Here is an 18888-nt window from a genome sequence, read left to right as displayed (position 1 = left end):
GTCGAAGGAGAAATTCTATGAAAAAAATGACCCTGCCTGTTCAAGGAATGACCTGTGCCACCTGTGCCTTGACGGTCGAGAAGGCTGTCGGGAAATTAGTAGGAGTAGAGGAAGCCAGCGTCAATTTGGCAACTGAAAAATTGAGTGTCAGTTTTGATGAAAATGTCTTGAGCCTTAGCGACATTGGTCATGCAGTTGAAAAGGCTGGTTATGGCTTGGTCCGCAACCTTATCACAGAAACCTATGCTATTGAGGGCATGACCTGTGCTTCCTGTGCCATGACGGTAGAAAAGGCGCTAGGGAAACTGGCTGGTATGGAAGAAGTGGCTGTCAATCTGGCAACGGAAAAGGCAACGATGACATATGACAAGGATCGCTTAGATGCAGCTGCGATTCTGTCTGCCGTTGAAAAAGCTGGCTACAAGGCTGTCTTGCCACAAACAAATTCGCTTGTTACAGCTGTCGATAGTAAGGAACAACATCAATCAGATTTGTGGTCCCGTTTTATCTGGTCAACTGTGTTCACCCTGCCCTTACTCTATATCGCCATGGGGCCAATGTTACCGGGTGGTGGTTTACCTTTACCTGCCTTTCTTCATCAACCCTTGACTTTCGCCTTGGTTCAACTATTTCTGACTCTGCCGGTCATGTATATCGGGCGCGCCTTCTATCAAAAAGGTTTTAAGACACTGTTTGCAGGTCATCCCAATATGGACAGCTTGATTGCGGTGGGAACTAGCGCAGCTCTTGTGCAAGGTCTGATTATGACGGTTCTGATTGCGAGAGGTCAGGCGGATCTGTCGCATGGGCACCCCGAGCTCTATTTCGAGTCTGCCGCTGTGATTTTAACCTTGATTACCCTTGGGAAACACATGGAGGCCCTGTCCAAAGGATGGACGTCCGATGCCATTAAGAAATTGATGAACCTAGCTCCTAAGACAGCCAGACTAATCCGCGACGGGCAAGAAGTCACCCTTCCCTTAGAACAAGTCCAAGTTGGGGATGTCTTGCAGGTCCGTCCGGGTGAACAAATTCCAGTTGACGGAAAAGTTCTCCAAGGTCAATCGACCGTGGATGAGTCTATGCTGACGGGAGAAAGTTTGCCGGTCAAAAAAGCAGTCGGTGATAGCGTAGTAGGTGCCACACTCAATCAGCATGGTGCCTTTCAAATGCAAGCGACCAAGGTTGGAGCAGATACGACTCTGGCACAAATTATTCGGCTGGTCGAAGAGGCACAGGGTTCTAAAGCGCCCATTGCCCAGCTGGCTGACCGTGTTTCAGCGGTTTTTGTGCCGATTGTTATGGTCCTGGCCCTCCTATCTGGGTTAGCATGGTGGACCTTGGGGCAAGAACCTTGGATTTTCTCTCTTTCCATCACTATTTCAGTGCTGGTTATTGCCTGTCCTTGTGCTCTGGGACTTGCGACACCGACGGCTATTATGGTCGGGACTGGTAAGGGGGCGGAAAATGGTCTCCTCTTCAAGTCAGGTCAAGCCGTTGAGGTCCTTCAAAAGGTCGACACCATCGTTTTTGACAAGACGGGAACCATTACCCAAGGTAAACCTCAAGTGACGGACATGACAGTTTTCAGTTCTGCCACTGAGGAAGAAGTTCTCCAGCTGGCAGCAAGTGCGGAGCAATACTCTGAGCATCCGCTGGCTCAAGCCCTGCTCAAATCCGCAGAGGACGCTGGATTATCTCTTCTCCCTAGTCAGGATTTCCAAGCCCTTTCCGGTCGCGGTTTGTCGGTGAAAATAGCAGAGCAGACTATTTTGTTGGGCAATGAAAAGCTGATGAAGGAGTCTGGGATTGCGCTTGGCTCTGCCATTGCGACAGCAGAAACCTACGCCAACCAAGCCAAGACGCCTGTCTATCTGGCAGCAGACGGACACTTGTTGGTAGTCATTGCCATTGCTGACCAAGTAAAACCATCCAGTCACGCAGCCATCCAGGCTTTGCACCAGATGGGATTGGAAGTGGTCATGCTGACAGGGGACAATGAGAAAACAGCTCAGGCCATTGCTGACCAAGTGGGAATTGACACCGTCATCAGCCAAGTCTTGCCAGAGGACAAGGCCAATCAGGTCAAGGCCCTACAAGCCCAAGGCAAGCAGGTAGCTATGGTCGGAGACGGCATCAATGATGCTCCTGCCTTGGCCCAAGCCGAGGTTGGTATTGCCATTGGTTCTGGTACTGATGTCGCTATCGAAACGGCAGACTTGGTTCTCATGCACAGTGATTTGATGGATGTTCCTAAGGCTGTTCGACTGAGCCAATTGACCATGAAAACCATCAAGCAAAATCTCTTCTGGGCCTTTGCCTACAATGTCATCGGCATTCCGATTGCCATGGGTCTCCTCCATCTCTTCGGCGGTCCCCTTCTCAATCCAATGCTGGCTGGAGCAGCCATGGCCCTCAGCTCTGTATCTGTCCTGCTCAATGCCCTGCGTTTGCGGACCAGAAAATTGATTTAAGCAAATTTGTGTCAATTTCTACATCTTTAGTCAAATTAGTGGTAATTTTTATAAAAAACGCTTACAATGGGTATAGCAATCGGAAGGAGATTGAAAAATGACGACATTTATTGGAAAAGAAGTGACCCTAGTAGGTCCACGTTTGCAGGTTGGTGACAAGGCGCCTGACTTTGTCCTCATGGACAATGAACTCAATCTCAAGAGTCTCAAGGACTATGGCAAGAAGACCAAGATTATCAGCGTCGTGCCGTCCATTGATACAGGTATTTGTGATACCCAGACCCGCCGTTTCAATGAAGAGCTGGCTGGCATGGAAGACACAGTGGTTATCACGGTTTCTGTCGACCTGCCATTTGCCCAAAAGCGCTGGTGTGGAAATTCTGGCCTGGAGTCTGCAGTGACCCTGTCCGACTATTATGACCATGCCTTTGGAAAATCCTATGGTCTTCTCATGCAGGAGTGGAACCTCTTGGCGCGTGCGGTCTTTGTCCTCAATGCCGACAATGAAATCACCTACGTAGAATATCTGGACAACGTCAACGAACATCCAGACTATGATGCGGCTTTGGAAGCTGTTAAATAAAAGAATATAACGATGTCTGAATAGGCATCGTTTTTTGACGCTCAGTTATCCTGCTAGAAATTTATTGTGAAGATAGGTTGTGATAAGAGGGGAAGATTATGGTTTAGTATGAAACGAAGAGATGACATACATATTCTAATATAGATTTCATAAATAATATGCAAATGGATATTTTTATTGTCTTTAAAATTCATAAGTGCTAGAATAGTTATATAATACGAGTGGGGTAACAACAATGAGTATACAACTAGGCTCTAGGTTAAAACAAAAAAGAAAAGAGATGAAATTATCTCAGAAAGAATTGGCAGAAGGTGTATGTAAACAAGGTCAAATTAGTAGAATTGAGAGTGGCGCTTATACTCCAGGATCTGAATTGCTTTTTGAATTATCAAAAAAATTAAATGTTTCGATGAATTACTTTTTTGAAGACACTGTTTCTGAGCAGGAGGAGGAATTAGTAGAATTTAAAACTGTTATCCGAAATTTCTTAGTCCATAGAGACTACCAAGGACTACGATATGTTTATGAATTGGAGTCTAATAATAAACATCGTTTATCGGTAGCAAATCAATTATACTTAGAGTGGATAGGTGGATTAGTTGATTTTTATTTTTATGATAAAAAGAAGGAAGCTATATCCAAAATGGAATATTTACTAGAAAAATTGGAGAGTTCTAATTTATTTTTTTTACAAGTATCAAATACACTCCTAAATTTTTATTTTGATATTAATGATGAAGAATTATTTGATGTACAATTTGAAAGACTGATAGAAAAAACGGATAATTTCCAACCTATCACGATTGAAGAATTGGAATTAAAAATTAAGCTTCAATATAACATTTCACGTTACCTATGGCTAAAGAAGGATTACATCCAAGCTATAGCTAGCATCACAAAGGCTATCGAATTTTGTAGGTCACACAGAAGCTATTATTCATTACCCGATTTATTTTGTTTACTAGGTAATGTCCATGAAGAACTTGGAAATACAGAGAGTGCGAAACAACATTTTCGTCAGGCATATTTTTTATATAAATTGGATGCTAACCGACAAATGGAATTGAATCTGGAGCGATATATAGAAGAAGACAAAATCTAGGAACCCCAACGACTTGGAGATTGGTAAGAGTTGTGAGTAGATAAAAATACTGGGTTGTACATATTTAAACGCAATTTCTGCGTTTTTATTTGCAAAATTCTTTTAATTATATCGTTCAAAATATGCATATTTACATACAATTTAAAAAAATACAAATAGGTTGTTTTTTGTATTGACAAGCTAAAAGAGTTGTGATAATCTATAAATGAAAGGGGTTACAAAAAAGCCTGCCATGAGAAAATTGAAGAAAAAACAAAAATAACAGCTGGTCAAATTTGTCTATACTATTGGTATGGAATCGGTTTCCTTTGCTGGGATTAGTTTACATGGTTCCGTTCACCAAATAATTTAATAACTTGACTGGTCGATAGTTTGTCACTTTTCTATCGACTTTTCTTTTTAGGAGGTTGCTATGGCAAATACATTATTAAATGTTACAGCAGTATCCAAAACTTACGGAAAGCAAAAAGTTTTAGATAATATTAGTTTTGATATTAACTGTGGAGAAATTTGTGGTCTAGTGGGAGAAAATGGTGCTGGCAAAACTACCTTAATCCGAATTCTTGCAGGATTGATTTCGAGTAATTCTGGAGAAATAAGTGGTTTAGAGAGTCAAGCTGTTTCCTGTATAGTAGAGTCACCTGCTCTGTATCCCCATTTATCTGCAGGCGACAATCTTCGTGTTCAAATGATTGGTTTAGGAATCGGAACGGATAAAGACAAAGTCAAAAATCTATTACGAATGGTTGGACTTGAGGGTGTAGATTCTAAGAAAAAAGTGAAAGATTTTTCTCTTGGAATGAAGCAACGTTTGGCAATAGCCTTGGCTATCTGTGATTGGCCCAAACTACTCATATTAGATGAGCCAATAAACGGTCTGGACCCTGTGGGTATTAAGGAAATTCGTGAGATTCTTCTGCTTTTGAAAAATGAATATCGTATGACCATTCTAGTTTCAAGCCATATCTTGTCTGAATTAGACTTAGTCGTTGACAAGTATATCATCATGAGCAAAGGAAAAGTGTTGCAAATAATACAAAAAGATGCCTTGCAAAACTTACTTCAAACCAAACGTATTGTTAGAGTGGATAAGGAGCATGAAGCACTCGAAGTGTTACTTTCCGAGGGAATTGAGGCGATAGTGACCGAAGAAGGAATTGAGCTTTCAGAAATTGGGAAATCAACTAGCTGGATTATTGATTGTTTACGGAAAAATGAGATTCAAATCGAGGAAATCATTAAATTTCAACCGAGTTTTGAATCCTATTATCTATCTTTGATTGCAAGAGAGGAGGTTCCTCATGTTCCATAAAGTGAAATCAGACTTTTATAGGGTATGGAAAGAAAGAAGTTTATTTTTTCCAGTCTCTCTGGTGATTTTTTTAGGAGTACTCTTCGCTTATCTGATGAGAGAAACTGATGGACAAGGAGGTATTACGGTTATTTTATCTTCAGTGGCAGGGTTTATTCCTCTATTCTTCTCAAGTGCTTGTAATCTAGTCTGGGGAGAAGAATTTGCCAATCGCACCATTAACCATGCAATCATAAAAAGTTCCTCTCGTTTTTCAGTTTACCTTTATAAATTATTTGAAACCTTGTCCCTGTGTTTTGCATATACGCTTTTACTATTTTTTACAGTAATTGTATGTAGAATTTTTTTGAATGGACAAGTAGATGTGGATGAATCATTTGACCTACTCATTAAACAGTTGCCATTTCATCTCTGTTTTTCGCTACTGTGTCTGTTTATTTTTCAGTATGTAGATAAGATTTATCAAGCCTACCTTATTTATACCATGATTGTCTTGATGTTTGATAATTTAGTTTCGTATGTTACAACAAGTCTCTTGGCAAATGATGTCTTTTCTCATTTCTTTCTATTTAATCAGGTAAAGTTAATCACTAATCAAACAGAATTTTTTACTCCGTCTAGTCTGATTGCATTGATATTTAGTGTTGTCTATTTATTGAGTTCGTACTTACTTTTTTCTAGTAGGGAGTTTAAATAGTTTAAGGAGGGCACTTGTAATGAAAAAAATAATTCCATTTTTCATTTTAATCATTACTTTTTTAGGAGTTGCGATTTACCTAAGTTTAGAGAGTGACAAAACAGATGTAGAGATTGCTAAGTCTTGGACTGTAACAAGCAAAGAAATTAATACTATTGAAATCTATGGTAGTGAGCAACCTTTTGAACTTGAAATTGTGGAAACAGACCAAGAAGTGACGACGATTAGTTTGACAGGGAAAATTTCTGAATCAGCAATGTCAACACTTGAGAAGGCAGATATTAGTGAAAACGATGCTTATATACCATTGGGTAAAAAGGGTTTTAAGTTAGTAACCGTAGCAAGTGGGAAGAGTAGTTTAAAAGCAAAAATTGAATTGGCAAAGGGTGCTACTTTTAAAGAAGTTTATGTTGATACATGGAACGGTACTGTAGATATTACTCTGCCTAGAAGTTACGATGGAAGTTATGATGTCAAGTTGAATAGCGGGGCGAAGTTACTAGAAGTTCCTGAAGAAGGAGCTAATAAGGCAAGTATCCTCAAAATAGATGCCTATGCCGATGTTAGCATCAGAAAGGGTGATTAGGATGATTACTCATCATAAACAGGTATCCATGTTGGATTGTGGCTTGGCTTGTATCAAGATATAACGGTGTCTGAATAGGCATCGTTTTTTTTTTGCCAGCAAAAAGCCACCATTTTCGAGGTGGCTTATTTTCGCTTGTATGTTTGTAGGACTTTAGCCGTTGCTAATCGGATAAAGGTCAGATAGAAACCTGTCACTCCAGCCGTTACCAGCAGGAGTTTCTGTATTTGTTCCCTGACAGATATGGTAGATAGAGTAGTTGTGCCGACTAGTAGAGGATAGTCTTCTTGGAAGGTAAATTGGAACTGATGTGCCAATAGAAGTAGCGTGAACAGGATGAGAGCATAGATAGCAACTTGGAGGAGAAGAGCAAGTAAGGTCAGGCTAGTGGCATATTGACTAGGGGATAGTCCGTTGATAAAGAGGAGACCACGATGTTTTGAAAGGTCAGTCATAAGGAGCCAGACTATCAAAGAGCAGATGACAAGGGGGATCATATAGTTACTAGCTGGAAGAAGTTGCAAGAAGGTCATATAAAAGTCCTTAGGAGCAGTAGGGTAGTGAAAAGTAAGAGCTTGCTCTAGAACGTTTTTATAGACTGTGATACGTTCTGCCAGTTCGCTGTTCGTAAAATGGTTGATATTATGCCCCTTTGCCTCCCAGTTTTGCAAGGTCTGGTAGAGTTCTAACTCCGTTTCCAAGACCTCCTGACTTTTTCCTTGGATATGTTCCTTTTCTAAGTAGGTGGTCGTCAGTTCCAAGAGTTTTTTATAATAATCCATGCTTTCCTGGTCTAAGGCTTGGGCTTCCTTATCGTCAGCATACAAGAAGGTTTCAGCTTCTTTTTTGACCTGTATGATACGGGTTCGGTCCTCAAAGCGCAAGTTTTCGGCCTCTAGAACATTCCGATAGGACAGAGCAAGCGGGATAAGAGCCACAGCAGTCATGAGGGCTAGAAAAATAGCATTGCGTTTCAGTCGTAGAATGAAAAGGGACAATAGATTCATGGTCAAGCCTCCCTATTCAAATAGTTCTTTATAGATTTCTTCGGACTGGTGCTCCTGAATGCTAATATCTAGAATTTCCACCTGACACGCCATGACTTGGTCTAGGTAGAAATGCAGACTGTGAACACTGGTGTCTAGCTGAATGCTATCATTGGCCAAAGTCAGTCCCTTCATTTGCCCAAGTTTCTGATACACTGTCTGATTGTCACTAGTCTGAATGGCATATTGTCGCCCAACCTGTTCCAGTTTCCACTCAATGATTTTTCCCTGTTTAAGAAAGAGCAGTTGGTCGGTTAGTTGGTCCACCTCGTTTAATTGGTGGGAAGAAACGATAATGGTTGAACCATTTTTGGCTAGTTTCTGGAGCAATTTTCTGGTCTGGATGTAGCTGGTCGGGTCCAAGCCGTTCAAGGGTTCATCCAAGAGCATGACCTGGGGCTTGTTCATAATACCGATTGCCAGCAGGAGATGTTGTTTCATCCCCAGTGAATAATTTTTGACAGGAATGTTCACGTAATCACGGATGCCGATTTCTTGGATGACTTCCTCAATCCGCTCTTTGGGTAACCCTTGGATAGTTTGGACCAATCGCAAGTGTTCCAGCCCTGTCAATTCAGGGTAGAGGACCCGGTTGTCCTGCAGGTAGGAAAAGGTTTGGTAGACATTTGGATTATCGTGCTTCTTGCCGTTTATAGAAATCTCTCCCGAATCAAAGGTTTGCAGGTTGGCAATGCAGTCTAGGAGAGTTGTCTTTCCAGCTCCATTTGGTCCAATCAAGGCCCAGATTCCAGGCTCCGCCAGTTCTAGGTTTAGCTGGTCTAGTATCTTATTTTTCCCGTAGGATTTGCACAAATTGTGAATGGATAATCGCATGGTTAGACCTCACTTTTTCTTGTCAGGAGATAGAATTGCAGGATATAGATGAGCAGGTTACTGATGAGAAGAACCGTAAAGACTTTTGGAATGCTGTATCCTGTTAATTGCTGGTAGATGATAGCACTTCCGTCCGCCAGATTGCCCGCATTCCATAGGCTAAATGGATTGAAGATATGGGGAAAGAAATTGGCAGAGATGACAAGTCCTAGTGTGACAACCAGTCCAGCCAGTCCATTTTTTAAGACTCTAGCCAAGGTCTGTGCCAGTCCCAGCAAAAATAGAAGGTAGAGATAGTGCATACCACAGGCCAATAAGATGACTTGGTAAATAGGTTTTATGGCTGTGGTAATAAAACTGTAAGCCAGTCCCCTACTGCTATAGGTCGTGACGGGATAGATCCAGCTACTATTGCCATTTAGCAAAAAAGCGATGAGAAAATGGCTCAGATAGAGGGTGAGAAAGAGGGCAGTATATAGTGTTAGGAAGGCTAGGTATTTATTGGTTGTCATTCGAATTCTAGTCAACCCCAGGGTCTGTAAAAGGCGGATCTGCCGGCTAGTTCCCTGCTGGTCTTTGATGAAAAAATTGGTGAAAGCCAGGAGAAAGAGGGGAAGGGTGATGACCAGGCCCAGCTGTTTTTGTCCCTGCCAGATTTCATGACTGGTTCCTTTTAAGGCCTGCTGGCCCAGACTCTTGACGATTTCTCTATCTGTTGGTGTTTTGGGATGTTCAAAGGCTGTTAGGTAAAGCTCAGTTGGAAAGGCAGAGGGTATCTCCTTTTCTAACAGATACTTGGAAATCAAGAAGGTATTTTCGATGGTTTGTGGGGTAAATTCATAGCTTCGGTAGGAAAGGCTGACGTATTGGCCATCCTGCTGATAGTGCTGGATATTTTTCTCATAAAAATAGGTCCAGTCCTCCTTTTTGACCGCTTCAATCTCCTTCTGGTAGTTGGCAATATAGTCTGTAAAAAATGTTTGTTCAGCCTGGTAATCCTCTTCGCTGAGGGCTTGATTCTGATACTGTGTTTCTAAATCTTGTATGATATTTTCAAAATTTCGGATAGACTGTTCATAGTGTTGGATGACCTTTAATTTGGCTTGCCGATTGTGGTAGCCTGCTAGAAAGGAACTAGACAGGATAGCAATCAACAAGACCAAGATAGCGACCAAGTTTTTCTTGCTACGGAAAAATAGCTTACCTTCAATTTGAAACATAGATACCTCCAGGAGAAAAATGGCGAACGGATAGATGTATAAATGTGTCATTTTCTATAATTATAATATCAACATAAATATAAATCAAGGGATTCTACAAAGGACTGGAATATTTTTGTCTAATTTGATATACTAAATTCAATAATTCAAAGGAGGGTCTTTTATGGAAAAGACACAGATTATTCAAGACGTTTTGGCCCTCATTCAAGACTTGAATCAGGCCTTTCAAGCAGATAAGCGGGGGACAGTTGATGAACAACGGTTCCAGCATAATTTGACAGAAACCATTCGCATATTGTCGGAAGCCAAGTCGGTCACCAATTCAGAACTGATTGCGATTGAGAAGTTTTATCGTTCGACCAGTTTTCTAGTTGGATTAGGTGACCTGCGATTGAGTGAAACCAGCAGGCAGGCTTGGCGGTCCTTTGATCGCTATTACTACCAAACCATCAGAGAAGAACTCAAACTCTATGGCGGCTCTGCTATTGCCCAAGTGTAAAAGATGAAGGAGAGGGTGAAAACCCTCTTTTGTGCTATAATAAGTAGTAAGAATACAGTTGTTAGGAAGAGAAGAAGCGAGGTGTGCCATGTCCTATATCCAAGTAAAGAATTCGTCGAAATACTACCAAATGGGGGATGCGACCATTGTGGCAAATGACAGCGTGTCCTTTGAGATTGAGCAGGGTGAGTTGGTCATCATTCTGGGCTCATCTGGTGCGGGCAAATCCACTCTGCTCAATATCTTAGGTGGCATGGATAGCAATGACGAGGGGGAGGTTTGGATTGACGGTGTGGATATCGCCAAGCTGTCAAGTCATGAACTGACCAATTATCGCCGAGATGACGTTGGCTTTGTCTTCCAGTTTTATAATTTAGTCGCCAACCTGACCGCCAAGGAAAATGTGGAGTTGGCAGCAGAAATCGTCAAGGATGCCTTGGATGCTGAGGAGGTCTTGGAACAAGTCGGACTCGGTCACCGTATCAATAATTTCCCCGCTCAGCTTTCAGGCGGCGAACAGCAACGGGTGGCCATTGCCCGTGCGGTTGCCAAAAAGCCTAAAATTCTCCTCTGTGATGAACCGACTGGGGCTTTGGACTACCAAACTGGTAAGCAGGTCTTGCAAATCCTGCAAGATATGTCCCGCAAGCAAGGTGCTACGGTGATTATCGTGACCCACAATAACTCACTGGCTCCCATTGCCGACCGAGTGATTCGAATGCGGGATGCCCGTGTACATTCTGTAGAGCTGAATGCAAATCCGCAGGATATAGCTAGTCTAGAATATTAGTGGGGGAGCCTATGAAAAAGAAAATCTACTGGAAGGATATGAGGCAATCCCTCCTTTCTTCCAAGGGGCGTTTTTTGTCCCTATTTAGCCTGATGATGCTGGGAGCCCTGGCTCTGACAGGTCTGAAAGTAACAGCTCCCAATATGGAACAAACAGCCCAAGCCTATATTACTGACCAGAAAACCCTGGATTTGGCAGTCATTTCTGGTTTGGGTATTAGCCAAGCAGACCTTGATGAAATAGGTGCAATTGACGGAACGGCAGTTGAAGCTGGCTATTTTAAGGATGTGACTCTTGAAAAGGACCAGGCAGTTCGCCTCTTTTCGGCCAGTCCGACCATTTCAGGCTATCAGCTCTTGGAAGGAAATTTTCCCAAGCAAAAAGACGAAATTGCCCTGTCACCCTCGCTTCAATCATCCTTCAAAATCGGTGACAGGATAGACATGACGGAGCCAAACAAGGGTGGAACCATTCTCACGCAAAACCAGTTCAAGGTAGTTGGCTTTGTGGCCTCTTCGGAAATCTTGGACAACACGACCATGGGTCTGGCCTCTAGCGGCAATGGACAGCTGGCTGGCTACGGTCTGGCCATGGAAGAAGCCTTCGACTCGGACGTTTACACCATTGCCCGGATCCGCTACGATGATTTGGCAGGCTTGGATTATGCCAGTCCAGCCTATGAAGACAAGTTGGAGCAGCACCAGGAAGACTTGGAAAAGCTCCTGTCTGATAACGACGAGCTCCGTTTGGCCAGCATCCAGTCGGAAGGCCAGGAAGAGATTGCCAAGGGAGAGCAGGATATTTCTAAGGCCAAGGCTGATTTGGAAAAGGCAGAGCAGGACCTCCAGTCTGGTAAAGAGCAGCTGGAAACGGGTAGGTCAGAATTTTCCCGTGGCAGAGCCAAGATTATCCAATCTGAAGCAGAATTGCAAGCGGCCTATGACCAACTCATGGTCAGCAAGGCCCAATTAGAAGCCAGCAAAGCAGAGTTGGATGCCAGCAAGCTCCAGCTGGACCAGACAGGTGTCTTCCTAGAAGAAAACTATGCCCAGCTGGAAGTATCTGCCAATCAGCTTAACCAGGCCAAGGCCCAGCTGGATGCAGACCTAGAAAAATTGGATCCCAATGCTGCGGATTACGACACAGCCTATCAGACCTACATGTCAGGCTACAGCCTCTACCAAGCTAAGTTAGGCGAGTACGAGGCAGGTCTTGCCAGCTTCAATGAATGGAACGCCCAGCACCAAGCAGGTCTAGCCCAATACCAGGCGGGTCTGGCCCAATACGAGCAAGGTCTGGCAGCCTATCAGGCTGGTTTCGCTGATTATGAATGGGGGGCTAGTCTTCTGGAATCATCCAGTCTGACCCTCAATCAAGAGGCTCTCCGTCTCAATCAGGCGGATCAGGACTTGAACCAGGTCCAAGCAGAGCTCAGCAACAAAAAAGCAGATGCCACCAAGGACATCAAGGAGGCCGAGGATGAATTGGCCCATGCCAAGGAAGACTTGACCAAGCTGGAGAAATCACCCTATCAGGTCTTTACTCGGTCCAGCCTACCAGGTGGAGACGGCTATACGACCTACAGCAATGCTACTCGCTCTATTGCCGCAGTGGGTAATGTCTTTCCAGTAGTCCTCTATCTGGTAGCGGCCCTGGTTACCTTTACCACTATGGCTCGATTTGTCGACGAGGAGCGCAGCCAGTCGGGTCTCTTCAAGGCTCTGGGCTACACCAACCGTCAGATTATGACCAAGTTCATCCTCTATGGTCTAGGTGCCGGTCTATTGGGCACCTTGGTTGGTATTTTGGCAGGCAATTTCGCCCTGTCGCCCATGATTTCGGATATCATCACCAAGACCACGGTGATTGGCCCTGCCAAGCTCCATTTCTATCCCCTCTGGACCCTGCTAGCCCTGGTCCTGTCCCTCATTTCCTCGGTTCTGCCGGCCTATCTGGTGGCCCACCGGGAACTCAAGGGAAAGCCAGCCCATTTGCTCCTGCCCAAACCTCCAGCAGCGGGTTCCAAGATTCTTTTGGAGAAGTGGCAGGCAGTCTGGTCCCGTCTCAGCTTTACTCACAAGGTGACGGCCCGCAATATCTTCCGATACAAGCTCCGCATGCTCATGACCATCTTTGGCGTGGCCGGCACCGTCGCCCTCCTCTTTGGCGGTCTGGGGATTCGCTCCTCTATCTCTGGGGTGGTCGATCGCCAGTTTGGGGACCTGCTCCATTATGACCTACTGGTGGTGGAAAATGGCAGAGCTTCTGAAGAGGAATTGGACAAGTTGACTGCCTTTCTCCAGTCAAACCAGGTCCGCCAGTCCTTGCCAATTGCCTTTGAACAGACCAATCAGACCCTGCAGATTGGCGATGTGAAAAAGAACCTGTCTGTCGGTATCTATGTGACGGACAGAGAGGATATAGGAAATCTGGTCAGCCTGGAAAATAAGGCTAGTCAGTCCATCCAGCTTAGTGGCAGGGGCATTGTCCTAACGGAAAAATTGGCCCAGCTCTACGGTGTCGGAAGGGGTGATAAGCTCAAGATGACTCTGGAAGATGAGCAAGTGACCGTCCGTGTGGCCGATGTTGTCGAGATGTATGCAGGTCACTTCATCTATATGACGGACGCCTACTATGAGCAGGTGACGGGCAAGCGGCGGACGGCTAATGGCTATCTGGTCCAGCTCAAGCAGGGGCAAGTCGACCAGGTCCAAGATACAGCCAGTCAGCTCTTAGCCATGCCTGGAGTCAAGAGTCTGGTGCAAAATACCTCGCTCATGAACATGCTGACGGCCATGGCAGGCTCCCTGCAGTCGGTCATGACCATCTTAGTGGTCCTCTCTATCCTGCTGGGCTTGGTCATCCTCTACAATCTGACCATCATCAACATGTCCGAGCGAATCCAGGAGCTGTCTACCATTCGGGTGCTGGGCTTCCACAATAAGGAAGTGACCATGTATATCTACCGGGAAACCATTGCCCTATCCTTGATTGGCGTGCTGGTCGGTCTGGTATCAGGTTTTTACCTGCACCGCCTGCTCCTGGCCATGATTGGCTCAGACTCCATTCGCTTTAATCCCCATGTGGGTGCAGAAGTCTACATCATCCCTGTCCTAGCCATAGTGGGCATTCTGGCAGGCCTGGGCTGGTATGTCAACCACCAGCTCAGAAAGGTCGACATGCTGGAAGCCCTCAAGTCAGTGGAGTAGAATTTATTTGATGAAACCTTCAGGAAGTCCTAGCAGCCTAGCTAGGATTTTTCTTTTTCCAGCCCTCCCCAGCCCACCAAAACCTCTTTTTCATGCTATAATAGACCTATGAATAAAAACAAGCTTTTACTAATCGACGGCTCTTCTGTAGCCTTTCGTGCTTTCTTTGCACTCTACAACCAAATTGACCGTTTTAAGAGTCCGACTGGGCTCCACACCAACGCGATTTATGGCTTTAACCTCATGCTGGACCACATGATGAAGCGGATTGAGCCGACCCACATTCTTGTGGCTTTTGATGCTGGAAAGACCACCTTCCGGACGGAGATGTACGCCGACTACAAGGCGGGCCGCGCCAAGACACCGGACGAGTTCCGCGAGCAGTTTCCTTTTATCCGCCAGATGCTGGATGCCATGGGGGTCAAGCACTATGAGCTGGCACAGTACGAGGCAGATGATATTATCGGTACCTTGGACAAAATGGCAGAGCGGATAGACACTCCTTTTGATGTAACCATTGTCAGCGGTGACAAGGACTTGATCCAGCTGACAGATGAAAATACGGTTGTGGAGATTTCCAAGAAAGGCGTGGCAGAATTTGAGGAATTTACCCCAGCCTACCTCATGGAAAAAATGGGGATTACCCCAGTCCAGTTTATCGACCTCAAGGCCCTCATGGGGGATAAGTCGGATAATATCCCTGGCGTGACTAAAATCGGTGAAAAGACGGGTCTCAAGCTCCTCATTGAACACGGCAGCTTAGAGGGGATTTACGAAAATATCGACAGCATGAAGGCCTCCAAGATGAAGGAAAACCTCATCAACGACAAGGACCAGGCCTTCCTGTCTAAGACCCTTGCGACCATTGATACCAATGCTCCGATTGAAATTGGCCTGGACGACATTGTCTACTCTGGTCCAAATCTTGAGGAGCTGGCTCAATTCTACGATGACATGGGCTTTAAGCAACTCCGGGCCCAGCTGGGAGTGACCGAGACCCAAGAGGAAGTAGTACTGGATTTCCAAACGGTTACAGATGTGACGGCTGATATGCTTAAGAAGGACCAGTTCTTCTATTTTGAGATTCTAGGTGAAAATTACCACCGAGAGGAAATTGTTGGCCTGGCCTGGGGCGATAAGGACGGGATTTATGTCGGTGGTCCAGAATTACTGGACAGTCCTATCCTGCGTGATTTCTTGGAACATCAGACCATTAAGACCTATGATTTCAAACGGGGTAAGGTTCTCTTGGCAAGAAAGAGCCTGAACCTCCCTCTTGCCAGCTTTGACAGTCGCTTGGCCAAGTATCTCCTGTCAACAGTTGAGGACAATACCTTGACCACCATTGCCAACCTCTACGGTCAGACTAGCTTGGTACCAGATGAGGCGGTCTATGGTAAGGGAGCCAAATTGGCCCTACCAGTCCGTGAGGAATTCTTCCCGCATCTGGCTCGTAAGGTCCAGGTCTTGATTGAGACCGAGCAAGCTATGCTGGCAAAACTCGAAGAACATGAGCAATTGGAGCTCTTCTACGAGATGGAATTGCCCCTGGCGGATGTCCTTGCCAAGATGGAAATTGCCGGTATCAAGGTAGAAAAAGAGACTCTCCAAGCCATGCAGGCTGAAAATGAAGTCTTGATAGAGCAGCTGACCAAGGAAATCTATGAATTAGCTGGTCAAGAATTTAATATAAATTCGCCTAAGCAGCTGGGCACCATTCTCTTTGAGGATATGGGCCTACCATTGGAATACACTAAAAAGACCAAGACAGGCTACTCAACAGCAGTGGATGTCTTAGAACGTCTTGCCCCAATTGCCCCAGTTGTTTCCAAGATTTTGGACTACCGTCAGATTACCAAGCTCCAATCAACCTACGTTATTGGCTTGCAGGAAGCGATTTTGGAAGACGGCAAAATCCATACCAGATATGTTCAGGATTTGACCCAGACGGGTCGTCTGTCTTCGACAGATCCTAACCTGCAAAATATCCCTGTCCGTCTGGAACAAGGTCGCCTCATTCGTAAGGCCTTTGTGCCTTCGCTGGAAGACAGCGTTCTTCTGGCATCGGACTATTCGCAGATTGAGCTCCGTGTCCTAGCCCATATTTCCCAGGACCAGCACTTGATTGAGGCCTTCCAGCAGGGGGCAGACATTCATACCTCGACAGCTATGCGGGTCTTTGGCATTGAAAAATCAGAAGATGTGACAGCTAACGACCGTCGCAATGCCAAGGCTGTCAACTTTGGTGTGGTCTACGGCATTTCTGACTTCGGACTTTCTAACAACCTCGGAATCACGAGAAAAGAGGCTAAGAATTACATCGACACCTATTTTGAACGTTTCCCAGGTATCAAGAACTACATGGAGACCATCGTCCGTGAGGCACGAGATAAGGGCTTTGTAGAAACCATCTACAAGCGCCGTCGAGAATTACCAGATATTAACTCTCGCAACTTCAACGTCCGAAATTTTGCCGAGCGAACAGCCATCAACTCTCCAATCCAAGGATCCGCTGCTGATATCCTCAAGGTGGCTATGATTAACTTGGACAAGGCCCTGACTGAGGCTGGTCTATCTACCCGCATGCTCCTTCAGGTCCATGATGAGATTGTTTTGGAGGTACCAATGGCAGAGCTGGAAACGGTCAAAGCTATGGTTAAGGAAACGATGGAAAGCGCCATTGCCCTGTCTGTGCCACTGCTTGCGGATGAAAATGCCGGTCAGACCTGGTATGAAGCTAAATAAGAAAGGAAATAACGTGAAAAAATCAATTCTTCTACTTGCCTTGTTTAGTGTGATTCTCGTTGGCTGTGGCCAGAAGAAAGAAAACAAGGGAACCAATCCTTCGGGTGATGATTTCTCAACTCAATTGCCTATTTTAAAAGAAAAACAAGACACCACAAATGAACAGTTCAATGTTCTTGTCAATGTCCCAGTCGTTGCTGTCAATGACAATCCGCCAGCTGATGAGACGCAAAAAGGTCACAAGATACATGCGGCCAACAATGGTGTTGCGGAACGTGATGAAAACGGCAATATCAAAGAAAATTGGCGCTACTATGATGTGCCTGCCAACTGGACCATCAATAAAGAAAACACAGAAGATGAGACCCTAGCTGCGGTTTACGATGTCAAGGAAGGCGCTAACAACTACATGGTTCAACTCTACACTATCAATGCCTTCAACAAGTCACCACTGGAAGAAGGTGTTAACATGAACGAAGAAGAGTTGGCTGCCCGTATGGCGGAAACCAACCACAATTTCATTGAGCAGTCAGTTGTGATCATCAATGACCAGGAGTGGAAGGCCGGTCGTCAGATTATGAACGATCAAAAAATGGCCCGCCTGACCTTCTATCGGATGGAATCGACTGGAGAGTATGATGATTCTGTTGTTGTAGGCTCTATCTACTACTCGTTGGATCCAGGCTTGGACAAGGACCGGACAGCACTCAAGAAAGCTATCGGTCAGCTTAAGGATGTAGTTTATTCCCTTTCTAAGAAATAAGAATACTCAGAGGACGACTATGATGTAAGAATGGCTGCAAACACGGACCTATGGGCAAATGATTCTGTTGGGAGTAGGACTTACATTTCTGAGCTTCCTACTGGCAAGTCTGACCAAGATGGCCTATCTGGCCAATATAGGTCTGGCTGCTACGGCAGTTTTGGTGGCCCTCTTTCCCCAAATGCCAGGTCGTTCGATACTGAGCAAGAGAGAAGTCAGGCTTATCCGCCCGGTGTGCCTGCTTGCCCTCTTGATTTTCCTATTTGTCTATCATTATCACTCTTAAAAGGAGGTAGTTATGACCTATTCTTTTCAAAATCCAGATCAGAATGTCATCTTTGATTATCTGAGAAACGCCAAGACCATTGCGGTTGTGGGCTTGTCTGCTCGTGAGGATGCCACATCCTATCGGGTTTCCAAGCTCATGCAGGAGGCTGGTTATAAGATTATTCCTGTTAATCCGACGGCAGTTGGCCAAACCATTCTTGGTGAGCCAGTCTATGCTAGTCTGCTGGATATTGACCAGCCGATTGACATTGTCGATATTTTCCGTCGCAGTGAATTCTTGCCCGATGTAGCGCGTGAATTTATCCAAACAGATGCTAAAATCTTTTGGGCTCAGCTGGGTTTGGAGAGCCAAGAAGCAGAAGAGATCCTGCGTCAGGCTGGGCGCTCTGCCATTGTCATGAACAAGTGCATCAAGATTGAATACTTGGCCATGACAGGAGCATAGTAGTAACTAAGAACATAAATAAAAAGCGATGCCGCAAGTGTGTACTGACCCCAAAAAGTTGGACAAATAATTATTGAAAGGATTTAGTTCTGTATTGGACAGGACTAAGTCCTTTTAATTTTGCTTTGATTCGTTTGTTGTTATAGTAAAAAATATAATCAGTAATAGCTTTCTCCAGTTGATCCAGAGACTTGAAACTCTTTTCAAATCCGTAAAACATTTCTGTTTTCAAGACGCCAAAGAAAGACTCCATCATCCCATTATCTGGGCTATTCCCTTTGCGGGACATGGATGG

Annotated in this window: 17 protein-coding genes; 13 read left to right on the top strand and 4 right to left on the bottom strand. The window is 44.8% G+C overall.

All coding sequences use genetic code 11. The features are described 5' to 3' along the window. Positions 1-17 precede the first annotated feature (17 nt). The 6 genes from ACVC7T_RS06545 (at position 18) to ACVC7T_RS06520 (ending at position 6754) form a co-directional block, all read left to right on the top strand. A complete protein-coding gene (locus ACVC7T_RS06545) occupies positions 18-2474 on the top strand; it encodes a heavy metal translocating P-type ATPase (RefSeq protein ID WP_394731895.1) in 2457 nt (818 codons plus the stop codon). Positions 2475-2571: 97 nt separating this feature from the next. Then, a complete protein-coding gene (gene tpx, locus ACVC7T_RS06540; protein ID WP_172074216.1) occupies positions 2572-3057 on the top strand; it encodes a thiol peroxidase in 486 nt (161 codons plus the stop codon). Between the two features lie 235 nt (positions 3058-3292). Next, complete coding sequence (locus ACVC7T_RS06535; protein ID WP_447262677.1) at positions 3293-4159, top strand: helix-turn-helix domain-containing protein; 867 nt, start codon at positions 3293-3295, stop codon at positions 4157-4159. A 412-nt stretch (positions 4160-4571) separates the two neighbouring features. After that, entirely contained in the window at positions 4572-5471 is a 900-nt protein-coding gene (locus ACVC7T_RS06530) for an ATP-binding cassette domain-containing protein (protein ID WP_447262676.1), read from the top strand. Then, positions 5461-6168, top strand: coding sequence for a hypothetical protein (locus ACVC7T_RS06525; RefSeq protein ID WP_447262675.1), 708 nt, complete (start codon positions 5461-5463; stop codon positions 6166-6168). Before ACVC7T_RS06530 ends, ACVC7T_RS06525 begins: the two co-directional genes overlap by 11 nt. A gap of 19 nt (positions 6169-6187) precedes the next feature. Further along, positions 6188-6754: a hypothetical protein gene (locus ACVC7T_RS06520; protein ID WP_447262674.1), complete on the top strand. Its 567-nt coding sequence runs from the start codon at positions 6188-6190 to the stop codon at positions 6752-6754. 125 nt (positions 6755-6879) lie between these two features. Here the strand turns inward: ACVC7T_RS06520 and ACVC7T_RS06515 are convergent, their stop codons facing one another. Genes ACVC7T_RS06515 through ACVC7T_RS06505 form a run of 3 tightly spaced genes read right to left on the bottom strand, consistent with a single transcriptional unit; the run spans position 6880 to position 9854 of the window. After that, positions 6880-7761 (bottom strand): hypothetical protein, encoded by an 882-nt coding sequence (locus ACVC7T_RS06515; RefSeq protein ID WP_447262673.1) that lies wholly within the window; start codon positions 7759-7761, stop codon positions 6880-6882. A gap of 12 nt (positions 7762-7773) precedes the next feature. Next, entirely contained in the window at positions 7774-8634 is an 861-nt protein-coding gene (locus ACVC7T_RS06510; RefSeq protein WP_447262672.1) for an ABC transporter ATP-binding protein, read from the bottom strand. 2 nt (positions 8635-8636) lie between these two features. Continuing rightward, on the bottom strand, positions 8637-9854 hold the full coding sequence (locus tag ACVC7T_RS06505; RefSeq protein WP_447262671.1) for a hypothetical protein: 1218 nt from the start codon (positions 9852-9854) through the stop codon (positions 8637-8639). A 163-nt stretch (positions 9855-10017) separates the two neighbouring features. Between ACVC7T_RS06505 and ACVC7T_RS06500 the strand changes: the two genes are divergently transcribed. From ACVC7T_RS06500 to ACVC7T_RS06470, 7 genes are all read left to right on the top strand, one after another. Beyond that, complete coding sequence (locus tag ACVC7T_RS06500) at positions 10018-10353, top strand: helicase BlpT (protein WP_447262670.1); 336 nt, start codon at positions 10018-10020, stop codon at positions 10351-10353. An 88-nt stretch (positions 10354-10441) separates the two neighbouring features. Next, positions 10442-11143 (top strand): ABC transporter ATP-binding protein, encoded by a 702-nt coding sequence (locus ACVC7T_RS06495; protein ID WP_105160582.1) that lies wholly within the window; start codon positions 10442-10444, stop codon positions 11141-11143. An 11-nt stretch (positions 11144-11154) separates the two neighbouring features. Next, a complete protein-coding gene (locus ACVC7T_RS06490; RefSeq protein WP_447262669.1) occupies positions 11155-14352 on the top strand; it encodes an FtsX-like permease family protein in 3198 nt (1065 codons plus the stop codon). Positions 14353-14460: 108 nt separating this feature from the next. Further along, positions 14461-17097, top strand: coding sequence for a DNA polymerase I (gene polA, locus ACVC7T_RS06485; RefSeq protein ID WP_447262668.1), 2637 nt, complete (start codon positions 14461-14463; stop codon positions 17095-17097). Next, complete coding sequence (locus tag ACVC7T_RS06480; protein ID WP_125266056.1) at positions 17084-17860, top strand: glucose-6-phosphate isomerase; 777 nt, start codon at positions 17084-17086, stop codon at positions 17858-17860. The genes polA and ACVC7T_RS06480 overlap by 14 nt, the downstream gene beginning before the upstream one ends. Positions 17861-17918: 58 nt before the next feature. Beyond that, positions 17919-18146, top strand: coding sequence for a hypothetical protein (locus ACVC7T_RS06475; RefSeq protein ID WP_172059759.1), 228 nt, complete (start codon positions 17919-17921; stop codon positions 18144-18146). A gap of 12 nt (positions 18147-18158) precedes the next feature. Continuing rightward, positions 18159-18593: a CoA-binding protein gene (locus ACVC7T_RS06470; RefSeq protein WP_105110423.1), complete on the top strand. Its 435-nt coding sequence runs from the start codon at positions 18159-18161 to the stop codon at positions 18591-18593. Positions 18594-18663: 70 nt separating this feature from the next. Here ACVC7T_RS06470 and ACVC7T_RS06465 read toward each other — a convergent pair. Further along, on the bottom strand, positions 18664-18888 hold a 225-nt coding region (locus ACVC7T_RS06465), incomplete at its 5' end, for a transposase (RefSeq protein WP_447262667.1).

The sequence above is a fragment of the Streptococcus sp. P25B114 genome, from assembly GCF_053010325.1.
Note: the sequence above shows the minus strand (reverse complement) of the source record. Positions and strands in the feature narration are given on the sequence as shown.

Bases quoted from the DNA above. Each gene is read 5' to 3' on its own strand.
- ACVC7T_RS06495 (WP_105160582.1), top strand. From the start codon at position 10,442: ATGTCCTATATCCAAGTAAAGAATTCGTCGAAATACTACCAAATGGGG.
- ACVC7T_RS06525 (WP_447262675.1), top strand. From the start codon at position 5,461: ATGTTCCATAAAGTGAAATCAGACTTTTATAGGGTATGGAAAGAAAGA.
- ACVC7T_RS06520 (WP_447262674.1), top strand. From the start codon at position 6,188: ATGAAAAAAATAATTCCATTTTTCATTTTAATCATTACTTTTTTAGGA.
- ACVC7T_RS06490 (WP_447262669.1), top strand. From the start codon at position 11,155: ATGAAAAAGAAAATCTACTGGAAGGATATGAGGCAATCCCTCCTTTCT.
- ACVC7T_RS06480 (WP_125266056.1), top strand. From the start codon at position 17,084: ATGAAGCTAAATAAGAAAGGAAATAACGTGAAAAAATCAATTCTTCTA.
- ACVC7T_RS06545 (WP_394731895.1), top strand. From the start codon at position 18: ATGAAAAAAATGACCCTGCCTGTTCAAGGAATGACCTGTGCCACCTGT.
- polA (WP_447262668.1), top strand. From the start codon at position 14,461: ATGAATAAAAACAAGCTTTTACTAATCGACGGCTCTTCTGTAGCCTTT.
- ACVC7T_RS06500 (WP_447262670.1), top strand. From the start codon at position 10,018: ATGGAAAAGACACAGATTATTCAAGACGTTTTGGCCCTCATTCAAGAC.
- ACVC7T_RS06475 (WP_172059759.1), top strand. From the start codon at position 17,919: ATGATTCTGTTGGGAGTAGGACTTACATTTCTGAGCTTCCTACTGGCA.
- tpx (WP_172074216.1), top strand. From the start codon at position 2,572: ATGACGACATTTATTGGAAAAGAAGTGACCCTAGTAGGTCCACGTTTG.
- ACVC7T_RS06510 (WP_447262672.1), bottom strand. From the start codon at position 8,634: ATGCGATTATCCATTCACAATTTGTGCAAATCCTACGGGAAAAATAAG.
- ACVC7T_RS06530 (WP_447262676.1), top strand. From the start codon at position 4,572: ATGGCAAATACATTATTAAATGTTACAGCAGTATCCAAAACTTACGGA.
- ACVC7T_RS06535 (WP_447262677.1), top strand. From the start codon at position 3,293: ATGAGTATACAACTAGGCTCTAGGTTAAAACAAAAAAGAAAAGAGATG.
- ACVC7T_RS06505 (WP_447262671.1), bottom strand. From the start codon at position 9,854: ATGTTTCAAATTGAAGGTAAGCTATTTTTCCGTAGCAAGAAAAACTTG.
- ACVC7T_RS06515 (WP_447262673.1), bottom strand. From the start codon at position 7,761: ATGAATCTATTGTCCCTTTTCATTCTACGACTGAAACGCAATGCTATT.
- ACVC7T_RS06470 (WP_105110423.1), top strand. From the start codon at position 18,159: ATGACCTATTCTTTTCAAAATCCAGATCAGAATGTCATCTTTGATTAT.